Origin of the sequence: Calothrix sp. PCC 7507, assembly GCF_000316575.1 — a bacterium.
In the GTDB taxonomy this organism is placed as follows: Bacteria; Cyanobacteriota; Cyanobacteriia; order Cyanobacteriales; family Nostocaceae; genus Fortiea.
On sequence record NC_019682.1, the window covers coordinates 144,900 to 162,669 of the forward strand.

Genomic DNA, 17,770 nt, shown 5'->3' on the forward strand with positions numbered 1-17,770 from the left:
AAGCTATACAGGCTGCTAGAAGGAGAGTTTTTTCTTTGCCTGATTTGCCAACTAAACTTGCACTCAAAAGCATTTCAATCGCTAATACTACATGAAGAGATTCACAAAAGCAATTAAATTTTTCCCAATGAGATATTGTTCTCTATTAACTAAAAATTATTACAAACAAGGTTAAAATTTTGGCAACTTAACAATAATTTGTATATAAGGGTTTCAGGTATATATAGGATTAGTACTACAGGGCGGAAGTCAAAAGTCAAAGCCTTGATAATGTTGGGCTAACCTTCTGCTGTCGGAAACGCTACGTTCCTCAAACCAACATCCAATTTTTTTGCATCATTTTAGTAGTCCAAAAACTTTGGTGCGTTACGTACTCCGCCCTAACGCACCCTACTGATAATATGGGCTTTACGTTAAGTTGACACCAATGTACTACCTGTTCTCAATTAAATACTCAAAAGTTTATTGTTAGTAAGTAAATGTTTTGCGCCGAGTTTTAGGAGTTAATTAATGCGAATTGCTAAAGATGTAACAGAACTTATTGGACGAACCCCTTTAGTTCAACTCAACAAGATTCCCCAAGCTGAGGGAGCGGGAGCGAGGATAGTTGTCAAACTAGAAGGACACAACCCAGCGGCTTCTGTCAAAGACCGGATTGGGCTAAGTATGGTGTTGGCGGCGGAAGCGGAGGGTTTGATTGAGCCGGGGAAAACAATTTTAGTAGAGCCTACATCCGGTAATACAGGAATTGCTTTGGCGATGGTAGCAGCAGCGCGTGGCTACCGTTTGATTTTAACAATGCCCGAAACTATGAGCCAGGAACGACGGGCAATGCTCAGAGCCTACGGGGCGACTTTGGAGTTGACACCAGGAACAGAGGGGATGCGTGGGGCGATTCGCAAAGCCGAAGAAATTGTGGCGAAAACTCCCAATGCACTGATGTTGCAACAGTTCCGCAACCCAGCTAACCCCAAAATTCACCGGGAAACCACCGCTGAGGAAATTTGGGCAGATACAGACGGGGAAGTTGATATCTTGATTGCGGGAGTCGGTACTGGTGGGACAATTACAGGAATAGCGGAAGTACTGAAAAGTCGCAAGCCAGGTTTTCAAGCGATCGCAGTTGAACCCAGCAACAGTCCTGTATTATCTGGTGGGGAAGCTGGCCCCCATAAAATTCAAGGTATTGGCGCGGGATTTGTCCCAGATGTGCTGCGTCTGGAATTGATTGATGAAGTGATTCGCGTCAGCGACGATCAGGCGATCGCTTATGGACGGCGTTTAGCAAAAGAGGAAGGATTATTATCTGGTATCTCCTCCGGTGCGGCTTTGTGTGCTGCGATTCAGGTAGCGAAACGCCCAGAAAATGCCGGAAAGCTAATTGTGATGATTCAGCCTTCCTTCGGTGAACGTTATCTCAGCACCCCGATGTTTCAAGATTTGACACTGGAAACTGTAGGGGCGAGGTAGACACTGGTTAGGGGCACGGCATCCACAACCTCTTGCTGTCTCAAATTATCTGACTCGTGTTCAGTGGTTTCAACTTAAGCTACAAATGGCTTATTTGTTGGCTGACACACCCGCCTAGAAATGAATTTCTAGGCTAATAGGCAAAGTTTACTCAAGTAAACTGGGGATAAGTAATAATATTTAGTCATCTTCAGATGACTTTTGCTATGAGACTGGGAATTCATTCCTAGTCGGGCTATGGGTTTCGCGTTAAGTTGACACTAATGGGCAGTGCCGTGCCCCTACATTTGGCGATATAATTTTGTACCGCATCTGAATGGAGATCGCTATAATACTGCTTGGTTAAGGATTTAAAAAAATGCGATCGCTCCGCTTCGCTACACTTTAAAAGGAAAAAAGAACAAGCATAGAGGGAAAAAGAACTAAAGCATAAAGCGCTACCGAAGAATCCTCCCAATGGCACAGACAACACGAAAACCAATATCGTAGTCAATGTAGACACGCTCCGCCCAATCGTAGAAGTAGCGGGACGCGGAACGGCAGTCCTCAGGATTGTTGTTCCAGGAACCGCCCCGCAGCACGGCTCTTCCTTGTTTTTGATAAAGTTGATTATCATCAAACCACGCAATACCAGTTGCTGGCGCTCCTTGATAACTGTTATGCCAAGTATCTTGACACCACTCCCAAACATTCCCGTGCATATCGTATAATCCAAAGCGGTTGGCAGGAAAACTTCCTACTTCTGTTGTTTCTTGACGATATTTGCTCTTTGGCTCAGAAGCGTAAGTGTAATTGCCATTGTAGTTAGCCAACTCAGTTGTTATTGTCTCCCCAAAATGGAACGGCGTTGTTGTTCCAGCACGACAGGCGTATTCCCACTCTGCTTCACTCGGTAGGCGATATTGTTTGCTTGTATGTTTTGAGAGACGGGAGCAAAACTCAACTGCATCATACCAAGACACTTGGTCTACTGGTCGGTTGTCTCCTTTAAAATAGGATGGTTCGGGTTTCAGGTCACGGTTAACTCTGGGTAGTAACGCAACTGTTCTCCATTGCGCTTGGTTGATGGAATATTTACCCATGAAGAATGATTCAACCGTTACTTGATGTTGAGGTTTTTCGCTACCATATCCTTCCCCTGCTGGTGAACCCATGAGAAATTTGCCACTGGGAATTGCAACCATTTCTAAAATGACACCATTGCCTAAGTCTTCTGTAAAATATTCAGCTTGACCTTTTTCTCGTCTAATTTCGTCACCTTTGGCATTTACCGTCACCACATCAAAGTTAAATTTTGGTACTTCGGGAGTTTTTGACCTCTCTCCCCTGGAGGAAGTAACAGGCTCAGGGGTCGGGGATGCTGAAGAAACTCCCTGTTTATTGGCAATTCTGATAAATGCTTCAATTACCTGCATATCTGACCCCCTACTGTTTGGGATTGGTGGTGGTAAAGCTGGGGGAAAAGGAGCAATGACTTTTAAATTTAAGCGTAAATAATTAGTACTTAAATATGGGGAGAAATTGGGCGATCGCATTTTTTGAAAAAACAGAGTATAAACTTCAGTCCGTGCGTAAGTCCTGTAGCTGAAAAGATTCAGGGTTGAAAGCGAAAATGTTGGAGCGATCGCACTTAAGCAATGGTTTCAAAGTCGCGATCGTTTTTTCCCAAATAGCGGTTATCGTCTGAGTCCCATACACTCATCAGGTCACGGCAGTGCCGTGCCCCTACACGCGACGATATAAACCATATCTATTTTGAGAACCATAGTTTTAAAAGTAGTGGGAGCATCTTGCTCCCATATTGCAGTAGCGGGCAAGATGCCCGCACTTCAAAATGAACGAGGCTTATTTAATTTTGATACGTAACTACGTTTTTAGACTGCTTTAAAAGTCTCATCTAATGCTTTTTCTGCCACAGCTTTTAAGCGACTGGCTCTGATTTTGCGGATGCGATCGCTATTACGCACACCACCCGCCATTTCATATTCACGGCTGTCTTTGCCGTATTTAATAGCCACCACCATCAGCATCTTCTCACAAAGCTGACCCAGGTTTTGTTCCATTTCTTCAATTTCAGTTTTAGAAGAATCAACTACAGATAAGGCAGTATTATAAACATCGATTTTGTTACGTAACTGCTCAATTGACCCCATCAGTTTTTCCAGATTATAATCTTCATCAAATTTGATATCTGGAACAATAGATTTTAGTCCAGAAAATCTTAATTGAGCTTTTTCTAAAACGCGGGATGTTCTCTTTTGGCGAGCCATAAGGTTATTTTTTTAATATGCTTCCACAGCTAGCTTGCCCTAATTAAATGTTTTTTTGGTTCAGTGTAATTTACAATTTTTATCAGAGAATTTTCAGGTAATATCAGTAATTTCTCGGTATTTAATTGCAATAAACAATTAATACCTTTGGATTTCGTTTCTCAAATCACAACCATCACGAGGGAGACTGCTACCGTCACGAGGGAAACCGCGATCGCCATGAGGGAGACTGCTACCGTCACGAAAGAGACCGCGATCGCCATGAGGGAGACTGCTACCGTCACGAAAGAGACCGCGATCGCCATAAGGGAGACTGCTACCGTCACGAAGGAGACCGTGATCGCCATGAAGGAGACCGTGATCGCCATGAAGGAGACCGCGATCGCCATGAGGGAGACCGCGATCGCCATGAGGGAGACCGCGATCGCCATGAGGGAGACTGCTACCACCACGAGGGAGACCGCTACCGTCACGAAGGAGACCGCTTAAACCCCGGTGGATGAAATTCGCGGCTACACAAACATAGACGCGAAGCGGCTTCCCGCAGGGTAGCCCACCTCCGTGGGCTAAGAGAGTTCAACCCGCGCAGGCGGGTTTTGTCTGTGTAGATGCGATTTCTAACCACCAATTTAACTGTTAACTGTTAACTGATTTAATGGTTACAGCTAGCTTCTTTTTAATGGTGTCCCTTACAGCCACCTTTTTCATGGTGATGCTGATGACCACCGTGGGCGCAGTTTTGTAAATCCTGACCCATTAGGCTTTCGCTGACTTCCCGCAAGGATTCATCTACAGCCTGTAAGCCAATCCACGCATCAATTTTGGCGACATCAAAGCCGAAGTCGCGGCGATCGCCTACTTGCAATAAAGGACGGCGAATTAATAGAGGATCTTGCACCATCAGCGACAAAGCGGTTTGTGCATCTAATTTGGCTGGAACCACTTCACCCGATTTGATTCGTGGGGAACTGGGGTTAAACCATTCTGTCACGGGGCGATCGCCAAAAAATGAGCGCAGATTTTCCACTGTCCAAGGTTCTGTTAATAAGCTTTGTGCTACTACCTCATGTCCCGCCGCTGTTAGCAAAACTTTTTGCTTTGTACCACCTTTACAGCCGGGTTTTTCATAGAAAACTACTCTAGCCATTGTGATATCTCCTAATCAGTTATCAGTTAACAGTTAACAGTTACTTGTACTGAGCTTGTCCTGAGCGTAGTCGAAGGGCGCAGTCGAAGTATCAATCTATTCACTGTTAAGCAATGAGATGTTTTACTAGACTATGTGCAAAAGTCTAATTTTGTTGAATATTTAACCGCCGACACACGCAGATAACCGCTGATGATTTGTTTAGATCAACCGCGTTTGCATAGGTCTTTATTATCTAATAATAATACTTTTAGCAGAAGGATGGTTAATATAAAAATCCGGCTTTATTTTTGAACAAAATTAGGTATTTGTAGGGTGCGTTAGCGATAGCGTAACGCACCATTTTTAAGGATTTGATGCCGTACTCTCGCTGCTAACACACCCTACATAGATAATAATTGTTAACTGTTAAAACTTTTTAGCTGTATGGCTAACCGGGTCAAATGCAAATCGTTCTTCTGGATTAGTTTCGCCATAAATATTAAAAGTCACAGTCGGTTCATCACCTACTGCATGTACGCGATGAATTGCATCGGGAGTGAAACTAACAATGTCTCCTGGGGATAAGGTTATTTCTCCCGTAGGCTCAATTTTATTTTGGGATTCTAGGCTGTGAGTTCGCTGCCAAAAAGTGTTTTTCTCCTGTCCTTTTAACACAGCGACAATTCCCCAAGTCCCATGATTATGAATTGTGGATATAGTTCCTGGTGCAAATGTTACCGTTTGTACTGTTAAGGGAAAACCTAGTTCGTCATACAGCAATAAAACCGAGGTTCCAGTTTTGGGACAAGGCTTTAAATATTGACTGCGTACCCAGTATGAATTAACAATTAACTTCCTTACCAACATTCTAATTTTTGGTAGACAACTAGATGCTTCTCCAGCCTCATTGAGAACATCTTCTACTTCAGTTAAAAACCGATAAAGACGATAATCTTCTTTCAGCAAATCCCATATTCTTGCAGATTTACAGATTTGATACTGTCCGTCGTCATTGACAAACCAATCCCTACCTTGCATAAATTTTAAACCGTTAGCCGAAAAGAACTTAGTGGAAGTAGAGGAAGAGGTGAGGAGATAGGATTAATCACAGGAGCAGGTTGATTAGGAAATAGCGGTGGAGCGATGAGAGTAGGTGTATTGCTAGCGGATTGAGAGAGAGAATAATACATAGATGTGCTGGTTGAAAAAAAATGACTCATAGTTTTTCAGTCTTAATTCTAGTAGGGTGGGCATTGCCCACCAAAACCCGGAATATGGTGGGCAATGCCCACCCTACGAATTTATAGATACGCGATTCATCGCGTCTTTACTAATCATCTTCTTCTGCTGGACGGGTGAGAATATCTAACAAGATTCCCGCCCCAAAGTCATTTTTATCGTCTATTTCTTTAACTTTAGTACTAATTTCTTTTGCTTGCTGTATCTCTCCTAACTTGGCTAGTACTAATCCAGAAGCAGCATAAGTATTTAAATACAATCTGATTTTGGGTTCTTCTCGACGACTAACTAATATGGGCTTAAGTTGCTCCCAATCATGAGGTAATTTTTCTGCTACTCTAATTTTATCTAATAATTGAATTGTGGTTTGCAGTGCTAATGGATAATTATTTTTATAATAAAAAAATCTATAGGCTGCAATAAATACATCAGTATGTTCTCCAGCTTGCGCTAAAGCTTGCTGCATATAATTTTCTGACTCTGAGGTATTTTCCCAAGTTTGTGCTGCTAGAATCAACAATTTTTTGATATCCTCCGGCACCTGAAACCATGAGAATTTTTCTGGCTGAACTTGCATAACCATCTCCTGTTTAAATCAGTGAACAGTTAACAGTTATCAGTTATCAAGGTTTGAGTTAGAGATTTAAGACTTGGACTTAATCCCACAACTTTTAAACGTAGATGACTCTAGCTCCCAACTGTTAACTGTTAACTGTTAACCCATGCCAATTTAAAAAATGCTGAGAATGTACACCAAAGTGAAAAGCACAATCCAGATAATATCTACAAAGTGCCAGTAAATTTCTGCCATTTCGATGCCAGTGTGTTTAGTAGCAGAATAGTGGCCGGGTTGACGCGATCGCCACACAGTACCCAAAATCAATAATAGCCCCACAAACACGTGCAAACCGTGGAAGCCGGTCATGATGTAAAAGCAGTTGGCGAAGACATTGGTAGTCAAACCATATCCCAAAGTTGCATATTCATACACCTGACCACCCAAGAAAATCGCACCCATGATGGCAGTAACCACATACCAAAACTGCATTCCCTTGACATTATTCTTCTTAATCGCCACATCACCCAAGTGAATGACAAAGCTACTAGAAACCAGAATAATGGTGTTGATTGTTGGCAATAACAGTTCTACCTCAGTTTCCTTGGGAGGCCAAACATCTGTCAGACCTCTAAAAAACAAAAAGGTGGCAAAAAATCCGCCAAACATTAAAGATTCCGAAGCCAGAAAAGTCAATAGCCCCAAAACCCTTAAATCTGGATGATGTTCCTCATGATGTTCACTTGTCGTTGCTATAGTCATCTTATTTACCCTCAAAATTCTATTAATTCGTAGCGCAGAAATTTGACAAACCTCAGTGTCCCTTTGCGTTTAAAAGTTCATAGCGTTTTTAAACGCAGAGTCGCGCAGAGGTTAGCGCAGAGGAACGCGGAGTTTTTTCAGGAAAATTTGCTACGAAATTAAGCACTAGCCTCTGTTGTTGCGGCCGGCTGCACTTTGGCATCATGACCGTAGTCATAAGGGCCATGAGTCACAACAGGCAATACTTCCCAGTTTTCAATTGAGGGTGGTGAACTGGTTGTCCATTCCAAAGTCAAAGCTTGCCAAGGATTATCACCAGCCAAGTCGCCTTTAATCCAACTTTGAATGATGTTGATGGTGAAGGGAATTACTGATATTCCCAAAACAAATGCACCATAGGTAGAAATCACATTGAGGTCGATAAATTGCGGATCATACATCGCCACACGTCGGGGCATTCCTTGCAAACCCAACTCATGCATGGGTAAGAAAGTCAAGTTAGTGCCGACAAATGTCAAAGCGAAGTGAATTCGACCCCAGTTTTCATTCAACTTCCGTCCTGTCATTTTAGGGAACCAGTGGTAAATCCCGGCGTAGATGCCAAACACGGAACCGCCAAACAGCACAAAGTGGAAGTGTGCGACTACATAATATGTGTCGTGGACGTGAATATCAAAGGGCGCTGTTCCCATTGTCACGCCACTTAAGCCGCCCATGACGAACATGCACAATAAACCAATGGCGAATAGCATCGCGGTGGTGAAGCGAATCTTCCCACCCCAAAGGGTAGCAACCCAGGCGAAAATCTTCACGCCGGTGGGAACAGCCACAATCAGGGTAGAGATGGTGAAGAAAATCCGCATCCAGCCGGGTGTACCACTGGTGAACATGTGGTGTACCCAGACGAATAACCCAACAACGCAGATGGCGACGCTAGAATAAGCGATCGCTTTATAACCGAAAATTGGTTTACGGGCATGAACGGGAATCACCTCCGACATAATGCCGAAGATGGGCAGAATCATTAAATAAACTGCTGGGTGAGAATAGAACCAGAACAAGTGTTGATAGATAACAACATTACCGCCTGCATCTGGTTTGAAAAAGGATGTGCCAAAGTTCAAGTCAAACAACAGCAACACTAAACCCGCCGCTAACACTGGTGTAGAGAGGAGTGCCAGAATTGAGGTTGCTAAGATTGCCCAACAAAACAAGGGAACTTGATCCCATTTCATGCTAGGAACTTTCATTTTCAGGATGGTGATGACAAAGTTCACCGAACCCAAAATTGAGGAAGTCCCCACCAAAACGATCGCCAAAACCCACATGGTTTGAGCAGTATGTGCTGTCACCAAACTTAAAGGTGGGTAAGCTGTCCAACCAGATTGGGCACCGCCAAAGATAAAACTACCCAGCAGTAATAAACCTGCGGGTGGGTTTAACCAAAAGGCGATCGCATTTAATTTGGGAAAAGCCATATCCCTAGCACCAAGCATCAGCGGTACTAGATAGTTGCCAAATCCCCCAATCGCACTGGGAACGATCCATAAAAAGATCATGATCGTTCCATGATTGGTCATGAAAGCGTTGTAGAGACTGGGGTCGAGTAAATCTGCATCTGGTGTCGCTAATTCTACACGAATAGCGATCGCCATCAATCCACCAATCAAATAAAATACAAATGCTGTCACTAGGTATTGAATCCCAATTACCTTGTGATCAACATTAAACGTGAAATAGTCCTGCCATTTCCACGCCTTTGGATGGGAGATGTGGCTAGTCGCCAGCTTCTCTGGTGGCGTATTTCGAGGAAATTCTACCTTTGTCATATTTTTTCCTTTGTCAGTTATCAGTTATCAGCTTGTTCACTGTTAACTGTTAACTGTTTACTGTTAACTGACTGTAGAGTTGCTGCACTCACCCCCAAATTATGAACATGGGGCGCGAGAAACTCTGATGTGGATAAGTTGGCTGGGTTAACTGCAATGGCTTGATGCAAGTCTGACTTTTGAGCAACTTGGTTTTCACTCAGCCAGCTATCATACTCTGCTGGCGTGTGGACAATTACCTGCGATCGCATTGCGCCGTGGTAAGCACCGCAAAGTTCAGTACACACTACCGGATAAGTACCTGGTTTGGTGGCGACAAAGCGCAATTCAGTCGGAATACCAGGAAGCGCATCTTGCTTTAACCGAAATTGCGGTACCCAAAACGAGTGAATCACATCTACCGCTGACAAGTTGAGTTGCACATCAGCACCGACAGGAACATGCAATTCCCCAGTAGTAATACCGCTATCGGGGTAGTTAAACACCCAAGCATATTGCATCCCTTGGACATTCACAACCACATCGGCTTTTTTACCTTGGGTGTCAGGAGATGCGCCAATGCCAATTGCTGGAGTGATTGTAGGGGCAGTGGTATCATCTAAAGTAGCAGCCATTGCACTTCCATTTATATGTGCCACATGCGCCCCACCATGAGGATGACCCGTCGGCTCAAACCCTCCCATTTGGTTGTAAACATCTACACTGTAGATTCCCAAAGCAATCACAATCAGTGCGGGGATTGCTGTCCAAAAAATTTCTAGGGGAATATTGCCTTCTATTGCTACGCCATCGCCATCATCCCCAGGACGGTGGCGAAACTTAATTAAGAAAATCAGAATTGTGCCTTCTACCACCAAAAACAGAGCGATGGCGATGGTAAACATGACGTTGAAAAATCCGTCTACCAAAGGCGCTTGTAGCGACGCCTGTACGGGTAGTAGATTGTGGTTTTGACCAATCAAAATGCTGACTGCTGAGACTAATATGCCAGCAATCAGGGTCCATAGTGAAACAGGAATTTGTTGCATACATACTACTCTGTAAAACGCCGATATCAGTTATCAGTTATCAGTTATCAGTTATCAGAGTCTGTTAACTGTTCACTGTTGACTGTTTACTGTCTCTCACAGGGCAGCGTTTTTGTTTTCTCTCACTAATTTTCTAACTTAAACCTATAAAAAGTGGGGGAAATTTCCATATCTTTTTACATCTTTCCCCCAAAAATTAAAACTATATCGCAACTCCCATGTTATCAGAGCATGAGAATTTTAGAAAAGCTAGTGGCTCTCGAAGGGCACTTTTAGCCCTAATATTAATTAGGCTAGATTAGCAGCAAGTATGAATTTGTTTATAACCGACATTAGCGATTTACGATTTTGTTTACTGTGAACTTTTGGCTTCCCCTCAGATTACCTTGCTGAGTGCTTTCTCTAAACCATATCTCTGACGCAAGAAGTATTAAGTATCCGCGATCAAGAATGAAGTAATCACTAAATGCATACCTCACCACTAATGGTTGGGGTAATTTCATACTTCATACTTCATCCTTCAGACTTCATACTTCATCCTTCAGACTTCATACTTCATACTTAGCTTTCTAATGCAACATGGGTGTAGCAATTCTTAGGACAAATCCGCGAACAAGCTTCGCAACCAATACAGTTTTCTGGATTGGCCACTTTCATTACTTTCCGTTCAATTTCTTCGTCATCTTCATCCTCAACAATTTCCCCTTCTTCATTGAGTGCCATCAATCCTAGTACATTGTATCCACATGCTTTAATGCATCTGCCACAGCCGATACATTTATCTTTGTCAATTGCCTGAGCAAATTTTGGTGTCCAGGTTTTACCCCCAAATGTCAATCCTGTTAGTTGTGCCATGAATAAACCCTCGGCAATTCTGCCTACAAATTTGTTTGCGCTTTGCTGATCATCCTAGCTCAATATTAATTCCTTATTTTTACTGTTAAACAATCAATTTTTACATAATCAAAATCTTATGACTTATTAGCAAGCCTTACGCTTTTTTAGCAATAACTTTTAAATGAAATTTATTACCAATAATTTTTATGTGGTGTATCTAGCTTAATGCTTATTCAGCAAGACTTATAGATAAGTTATATGCTCTTGCCAATTGTTTTATTCTCAACGTAGAATCAAACCATTGCTGGTAAATAAAATCAATTAATACATAATATTTTGAATAGAGAACTCAGATTTTTTTATTGAAAAAGGTTTACGTATAAGTAGGGTGGGCAATGCCCACCAAAACCTTTATCTGGTGGGCGATGCCCACCCTACATGCATTTCAAAATTAAGTAGAGATCTCTTATATTTACAATAATATTTATACCAGTAAGAATAGGGCTTTTTATGATGTTTTTATCTTTGACAAGAATATACGAAAAATAGTATTTACCTATACAGCTTATATATTAATTAGTAAGTCTCATATCTTTTCTTATGTATTAAGCAGAGAAAGATTAACCACTTAATTTATCAGTTAACTATTGTACAAATCCAATAAAACCAAATGTTATATTTGCACATTACTGCAATTCAGAACAGAGTGTGAGGCTTTGAAAAAAATGTAACTCTTATGGCAGAATATTAATCAATGTAAAATATTAAAATGCTTAATAATCGTTATAAATCTGCCAAATGAAATGCTTAAATGTTCGGCGAAAACACTTTGGCTAAGGTTCTTAAGTCAAAGATAGACTGTTTTTAGATTACTTATTAAGAAATATATTAAGAAATATTTCTAAGCTCATTATGAACAAACTCAGCAAAATTAGTATGAAATGTATAGTTAATAAAGAACTAATTATGAGGCTCAAGTTTCAAGCCTTAAATCAGTTAACAGTAAATAGTCGTGATGAAAGTATGTGTTGTGGTGTCACATGCTCTTAATAAAGATATTTACCCAAGAAATAAAACTGATACTTCTGGTGCGTCGGCTATGCCATAAGCGGAGCTATGCCGCAGGCTTTACGACTGCGCTCGGCACAAGTCAGTACAAGTAACTGATACTTCGACTCCGCTCAGTACAAATAAATAGATATCAAGTTGGAATATGGATGTGGGTATTTATTGAGGCAAGAAAAGTTTTTCCTTGTCGCAAAATAATTTTGTGGTGAGTCATCAATGTCATGAAAAAAGAGGACACATCCAGGGGAGACTTGAGCCAAACATCTCAACGATTAGAGTAGGAAGAATCCATATGCCATATACAATTCCTAACAACAGTTGCGTTGGATGTGACAATTGCCGTCCCCAATGTCCTACAGGTGCAATCAAAATAGAAAACAATGAATACTGGATTGATCCTTCACTTTGTAACAATTGCGAAGGTTATTATCCCGAACCGCAATGTGTAATCGCTTGTCCAACCCAGTCTCCCATACCTTGGCAGGCGAAAAAGGGGAGATGCAAAGTTGAACCCAGAGATGCTACCAGCCCAGATTTATTTTCCAACGGGAAGAATCATCCATTTGCTTCAGCGATCGCTATATGGGAAGCTTGCAATGTATTAGCGCAACGCACATCCTTAAATTGGGAAATCGATGAAGCTGGATATCTGTCATATCGCCGACAAGTTAATCAAGGGCGGGGTGCGATCGCATTTCATCTCCAAGATCCACTCAATGTCAGCACTCGCACCACAGACTTAGCAACCATTGAGGCGCTAGACATCAAAGCCGCTTGCATCCATCTGATTTTTGCAGCTTACGCCACTACCTTAGAACAAGCTTGGGAGCAAGAATTTACCATTGACGAACGACAACTAGAGAAATATTTAGGGCTAGAAAAACGTAAAGACCTCAGCAAAAATGCCAAACTAGCTTCAATGAAGAATATCGTTCAACAAGCTTGCTCCCTGATAGTCTCCATTGACTGGCCACCACAAGGACGAGTGAGGGGATTCTCAGTTACAGGAAGCCGCTTGTGGCACTTACTAGACATTGAACACCACTTTCAAGAAGATGATTTAGGGTGTAAATATTTAGTGGGACTAACCTTCAAAATCAAAGCCGGGATATGGGCGCAGCATTTCTTAAACAAACAAGCATGTAAAGAACGCACCGCATTTTATCAATATGGTAGTCTCCCCAAAACCTTGCTAACCACAGTCATGAGCATTTGGCAGCAACACGAAGGAGCAGCTAGATTAATGCTATGGTTATTGTTTAAAACCAAAATGGGCAAAGAACAACGCATCACCATTCCTACCTTGCTGCGTGTGGCTTACGGTGAAGAAAAAGTTGCTCTAGCCTCCCGACAAAGAGAAGAACGCAAACGCCTACTGCGAACCTTTGAAAGTGATTTAGAAGTCCTCAACCATTACGGAATCAAGCCAAAATTCGACCCCATTACCTACCCAACAGAAATCCAACCATTGTGGGCAAAATTAATTGATATTCCCGAAGATCCCGAAGCAGCATTAGAATTTTGGACTAACGACGGTGGCTCTGAAACCCGCCTCACAGACACAGGCCCTCGTGGTAAATGGAATCTGCTGATGAATGCGCGGATTCTGTCCTTTGAACTCCCCCCAGAATGGGAACAACATAGTTCGGAAGTAGAAAAAAAGCAGCGCCGTACCCTGAATAAAGCCAGAAGAACCACTAAAATCACAACTGAATTGCTAGGTGAACAGATTTTGCAAGCACGTAAAAATCTCAATCTTTCCCAGAGAGAGTTAGCCAAGTTGACAGGTAAAAGCCAAAGCTGGATTCGTGACATAGAAAATGGTCGATTGAAAGCTAAGTTAGAAGACCAAGCGCTGTTAAGGAAAGTACTAAATATCGTTTAATTGCATCGGTCTGCAATGCGATCGCACATTTTTCGATTTGGTAAACTAAAGGCATTGATTGGGCTAAGTTGACCTATGACCATTGCGATCGACCAACCAATACAACAGAAGCCACTCAGCTGCGATGAGTTTCTTGCCCGTTATGGTGGCGATAACCGCTATGAACTGATTGATGGAGAGGTGTTCGATTTGGAACCAACAGGTCCGCATGAAGAGGTTGCAGCCTTCATTACCGTCAAGATATGTGTCCAGATCGATAAGATAGGCTTGTCTTGGTTTGTCCTTCAACGGGGATTATTGCGTCCTTCTAACACTGCTATGACAGCATTTCGACCGGATGTTGCAGTTATCGATCGAGATGAACTGATCAAAGAACCGCTTTGGTCTGACCAGTCGATCCTGACGCTAGGCAGTTCACTTAAATTTGTGGCGGAAGTTGTGAGTAGCAACTGGCAAAATGATTATGCCCGTAAGATCGAAGACTATGCCGTTTTAGGCATTCCCGAATATTGGATTGCAGATTACGCAGGACTAGGTGGTACTCGACACATTGGGAAGCCCAAACAGCCCACCCTCTCTATCTGTACGCTAGTAAATGGGGAGTATGAAATTCAGCAGTTTCAGGGGGATCAGACCATCGTTTCTCTAACCTTTCCAGATTTAAAGCTAAATGCTGAACAGGTGTTGAGGGCTGGCAGGTAAAACCACCGTGAGATCGATGCATATTAACAAGCGATCGCAGCATAACAAGTCGATGAAGCGGACGGGCGAGAGATTTCGATTGGGATGCCGAGGTTACTTGCCGCCGATTATATTGGTCGTTACAAATTTCAAACTAAATGCGATGTCTACGATGGTCTACGCCTACGCGCAAAGCGTTATCTTGAGCAAAATAGTCACGCACGGATCACAGTAATAGCACGTTGATTTTCCGTCACAACAACCTGCGTTGACAACCTCTCTTCAATTGGTAATGCATTTTTCCGTCTATCAAATATCAATAACCAACCAAAATCCAACCCCAAACGTGCTAAATAAGATTCTAATTGCTCGATTCCTTCAGTTTGGGGGTCGCGCTTTTTCTCACGCCATACTTTTAACTCAATAGCTAAAGTCACACTTCTATATCGCAAACATAAATCCATTCTGTCGCTCCCAATCGCATATTCTCGCTCCAGAGTACCACCACCATTAACAACACTCGTGTTGAGCGGAGTCGAAACACGATGCAAGAAAGCCATTAATACTAAATGAGGCGCAATTTCATGGTAAACAGCACTACCTAGTAAAGGTTCTCCATGTTGTCGCCAAAATTTGATAAACGCTGCTAACAACGCATCTGTATTTAATTCTCCTGACTGGGCTAACCAACTGGGGCTAATGTGAGGTAAACTATCCTGAGTTCCTTGGACTAAGACGCGGGGAATGACTTCGCGGTAAATCGGGTTAGAAATAACCAGTCCCCCTGCAGGATCACGTCGCAATAATCCTAAATCAATTAAATATTGGCGATCATCGGCTGGAGTATCCCCTAATGCAAGTCCAGCTAACATTGGTTCGATATCGCTAGATAAGCGGATGGAGATTGTATCACGCCAAGTTCCTAAAATTGCTAATTCTGCCGCACCTGGGTCATGATTAAATGCGCTGCCCACTTCTGCGGATACCATAACTGCTGTATAACGTCCACTGGCGGTAAGCTGTTGCGCTAGTGCTAACATGGCGGTGGTTTTACCTGTTTGTCGTGGTGCGTGAACGACAAAATAACTCTCTTGGGCGATCAGTACCTCCAAGTCGGGTAAACGACTGGTACCAGGTAGCATATAGTGTTTGTCGGGTTGACAAGGACCAGCGGTGTTGAACCAGCGAGACATGGGATGTTGGCAGATAGCGGACACTTTGAGTTTAGACGATTTTAGGGTTGAGAATGGGAGAGAGGAGACAGGGGGAAGAGGGTTTTAGACTTGCTTACTTTTCTTCACATAGTTTGATTTTATTGTGCCGACTTACTTATCACAATTTCCTCAAATTTACGCACCATACACCTTAACGATCGCCTCACCCATTCCCCTAATCTTGTCCACTAATTCCTGCGACTGTACTACCTTCACATTGCCACCAAAACCAATAATCCACCTTAGTAATTCCACATCATCCAAAGACCATTTAGGCAATACTACGCGAAAACGATTAGGAAAGACTTTATCTCCTGTTTTCTTGAGACAGAAAATTGTTTTAGGTAGCGTTAACCTTCCGCCTTCTACAGGTGGTGACATCTTCATTTGCTGTGGGGGAAATCTTTTTGTGCCCTCAGTAATAAATCGAAATATATTGTCAGTAAACCACAATTCTACAGTCATCCGAACCTGAGAACATTCTTGTTTATCCTGGCTGAGAAACTGACGCTGGTCATTAGCACTATATCCTAAAAAAATTCCCGCACCAGCCGCAGACAGTTTCTGCAATTTTTGTAATGACTTTTCTTGTTCCTGTCGGGATTGGACTTTGGTTTGGGGTTTACCAATAAACAATCTATCCAAGCGTTCAAACCGAAATAACCCTAATGCCATTTTCCTTGAGTGCAGATACCAGCGTTTTCAGACTTCCCTTTCCTGAATCTTGCAAAAATGGGTGATGCAGAATTAGGCGAATTGTTTGTACCAACCTTTGGAAAGTGTGAAAGTCAGAATAGGGGTGAGGGGAGAAGGGAGATAAATCAGGAATCTCCAATATCCCCTGCTTCATGCCCACTTGCCCTGAGCGTAGCCGTACTGCGAAGCAGAACCCGCAGGGTAGGGATGCCCCATGCCCAATGAGAGAATTTTGTTGTAGCCAGTGTAAATCAGATGCGATCGCCACAGCATCAGCATAAATGTTGCCATATAATTTACCCATACAGGCAGTAACTTCTGCCAAGGAACTAGCAAACTGAGGAACTGTACCAAAAATGCTTTCTAGTAGACTGGGTTCGGTTGCTTGTAGATTTCCCATTCCCGGATAGCGAATAATCAGGGAAATTAAATACATTAAGCGTTCAAAATCCAGGAGTCTGCTGTAGGTGTGTAAAGTAATGTGGTGATTGCGGTTAGCACGGTTGATCACGCTACGGGGAAGCTGTTGGATTTGGTTAGAGATTTGTTGAATATCGAAATTTGGCGAGGTGACATCAATTTCTTTGACTGCGGCAAATCCTTCTGCGGCGATTGGCGGGAAATCTTGCAGAGATTTGTGCATATTCTCAATTATCAACTCTGGAACTTGGCGAACCCGCCTTTGGTTCCATAACTTGCAAGTTGCAATTGGAGTTTGCAAATACCACCCCATCCACCGGGTAGAAGGAGTGATAGATTTTAGCTTGATGAGTAAATCTATCCGCCAAATCCGTTTGGCATTAGTAGCATCATAGATGATGGCATAACCTTGAGTAATCGCATCAATCATCTCAGAGATCACTTTCTCCTCAATCTCTAACCACTCACCTTGAATAGTTGCGTCACCATAAAGTTGTTGGCGAATTGCATCAGTGGAGACAATGCGATAATTCCCCAGTTTTGCTAACTCAGCGGCGAAGGTAGATTTCCCGCCACCAGGGACACCAATCAGAAAGTGACAAATCATCAGCAGTTCAAAATTAGAAGTTTTTCTACTTTAACTTTTAGCTGTTATTTATTTGCTGTCTAGTGTTGTCAAGCGAATG

At 42.6% G+C, this 17,770-nt stretch carries 16 protein-coding genes; 4 read left to right on the forward strand and 12 right to left on the reverse strand.

Annotated features, from left to right (window positions below; all coding sequences use genetic code 11):
* The first annotated feature begins 510 nt into the window (after positions 1–510).
* Positions 511–1,470 (forward strand): cysteine synthase A, encoded by a 960-nt coding sequence (cysK, locus tag CAL7507_RS00750; protein WP_015126496.1) that lies wholly within the window; start codon positions 511–513, stop codon positions 1,468–1,470.
* Positions 1,471–1,907: 437 nt separating this feature from the next.
* Here cysK and CAL7507_RS00755 read toward each other — a convergent pair whose 3' ends face one another.
* On the reverse strand, positions 1,908–2,885 hold the full coding sequence (locus CAL7507_RS00755; protein WP_369750826.1) for a formylglycine-generating enzyme family protein: 978 nt from the start codon (positions 2,883–2,885) through the stop codon (positions 1,908–1,910).
* A 459-nt stretch (positions 2,886–3,344) separates the two neighbouring features.
* The gene (locus CAL7507_RS00760; RefSeq protein ID WP_015126498.1) at positions 3,345–3,740 is read right to left on the reverse strand and encodes a hypothetical protein; all 396 of its coding nucleotides are present in this window, start codon (positions 3,738–3,740) and stop codon (positions 3,345–3,347) included.
* Between the two features lie 147 nt (positions 3,741–3,887).
* Between CAL7507_RS00760 and CAL7507_RS00765 the strand changes: the two genes are divergently transcribed.
* Positions 3,888–4,229, forward strand: a complete 342-nt coding sequence (locus CAL7507_RS00765) for a hypothetical protein (protein ID WP_144051174.1) — start codon at positions 3,888–3,890, stop codon at positions 4,227–4,229.
* Between the two features lie 187 nt (positions 4,230–4,416).
* On the opposite strand, the gene CAL7507_RS00770 is transcribed toward CAL7507_RS00765, so the two are convergent.
* The 7 genes from CAL7507_RS00770 to fdxB all read right to left on the reverse strand — a co-directional run bounded on the left by CAL7507_RS00770 (position 4,417) and on the right by fdxB (position 11,138).
* Complete coding sequence (locus CAL7507_RS00770) at positions 4,417–4,887, reverse strand: ArsC/Spx/MgsR family protein (protein ID WP_015126499.1); 471 nt, start codon at positions 4,885–4,887, stop codon at positions 4,417–4,419.
* Positions 4,888–5,295: 408 nt separating this feature from the next.
* Positions 5,296–5,907 (reverse strand): cupin, encoded by a 612-nt coding sequence (locus CAL7507_RS00775; protein WP_015126500.1) that lies wholly within the window; start codon positions 5,905–5,907, stop codon positions 5,296–5,298.
* Between the two features lie 292 nt (positions 5,908–6,199).
* Positions 6,200–6,685 (reverse strand): hypothetical protein, encoded by a 486-nt coding sequence (locus CAL7507_RS00780; RefSeq protein WP_015126501.1) that lies wholly within the window; start codon positions 6,683–6,685, stop codon positions 6,200–6,202.
* A gap of 153 nt (positions 6,686–6,838) precedes the next feature.
* Complete coding sequence (locus CAL7507_RS00785; RefSeq protein WP_015126502.1) at positions 6,839–7,426, reverse strand: heme-copper oxidase subunit III; 588 nt, start codon at positions 7,424–7,426, stop codon at positions 6,839–6,841.
* A 158-nt stretch (positions 7,427–7,584) separates the two neighbouring features.
* Positions 7,585–9,255: a cytochrome c oxidase subunit I gene (gene ctaD, locus CAL7507_RS00790; protein ID WP_015126503.1), complete on the reverse strand. Its 1,671-nt coding sequence runs from the start codon at positions 9,253–9,255 to the stop codon at positions 7,585–7,587.
* Positions 9,256–9,275: 20 nt separating this feature from the next.
* Complete coding sequence (locus CAL7507_RS00795; RefSeq protein WP_015126504.1) at positions 9,276–10,283, reverse strand: cytochrome c oxidase subunit II; 1,008 nt, start codon at positions 10,281–10,283, stop codon at positions 9,276–9,278.
* Between the two features lie 561 nt (positions 10,284–10,844).
* On the reverse strand, positions 10,845–11,138 hold the full coding sequence (gene fdxB / locus CAL7507_RS00800; protein WP_015126505.1) for a ferredoxin III, nif-specific: 294 nt from the start codon (positions 11,136–11,138) through the stop codon (positions 10,845–10,847).
* Between the two features lie 1,342 nt (positions 11,139–12,480).
* Here fdxB and CAL7507_RS00805 point away from each other — a divergent pair.
* Together CAL7507_RS00805 and CAL7507_RS00810 are read left to right on the forward strand one after the other, a co-directional pair.
* Complete coding sequence (locus tag CAL7507_RS00805) at positions 12,481–14,073, forward strand: helix-turn-helix domain-containing protein (RefSeq protein ID WP_015126507.1); 1,593 nt, start codon at positions 12,481–12,483, stop codon at positions 14,071–14,073.
* Positions 14,074–14,148: 75 nt separating this feature from the next.
* On the forward strand, positions 14,149–14,775 hold the full coding sequence (locus CAL7507_RS00810; protein WP_015126508.1) for a Uma2 family endonuclease: 627 nt from the start codon (positions 14,149–14,151) through the stop codon (positions 14,773–14,775).
* Between the two features lie 194 nt (positions 14,776–14,969).
* On the opposite strand, the gene CAL7507_RS00815 is transcribed toward CAL7507_RS00810, so the two are convergent.
* The 3 genes from CAL7507_RS00815 to CAL7507_RS00820 all read right to left on the reverse strand — a co-directional run bounded on the left by CAL7507_RS00815 (position 14,970) and on the right by CAL7507_RS00820 (position 17,691).
* On the reverse strand, positions 14,970–15,947 hold the full coding sequence (locus tag CAL7507_RS00815; protein ID WP_015126509.1) for a hypothetical protein: 978 nt from the start codon (positions 15,945–15,947) through the stop codon (positions 14,970–14,972).
* A gap of 156 nt (positions 15,948–16,103) precedes the next feature.
* Complete coding sequence (locus CAL7507_RS32900; RefSeq protein ID WP_052331531.1) at positions 16,104–16,643, reverse strand: WYL domain-containing protein; 540 nt, start codon at positions 16,641–16,643, stop codon at positions 16,104–16,106.
* Positions 16,618–17,691 carry an ATP-binding protein gene (locus tag CAL7507_RS00820; protein WP_052331532.1) on the reverse strand — a complete coding sequence of 358 codons (1,074 nt, stop codon included), beginning with the start codon at positions 17,689–17,691 and terminating at the stop codon, positions 16,618–16,620. Before CAL7507_RS00820 ends, CAL7507_RS32900 begins: the two co-directional genes overlap by 26 nt.
* Positions 17,692–17,770: the final 79 nt, after the last annotated feature.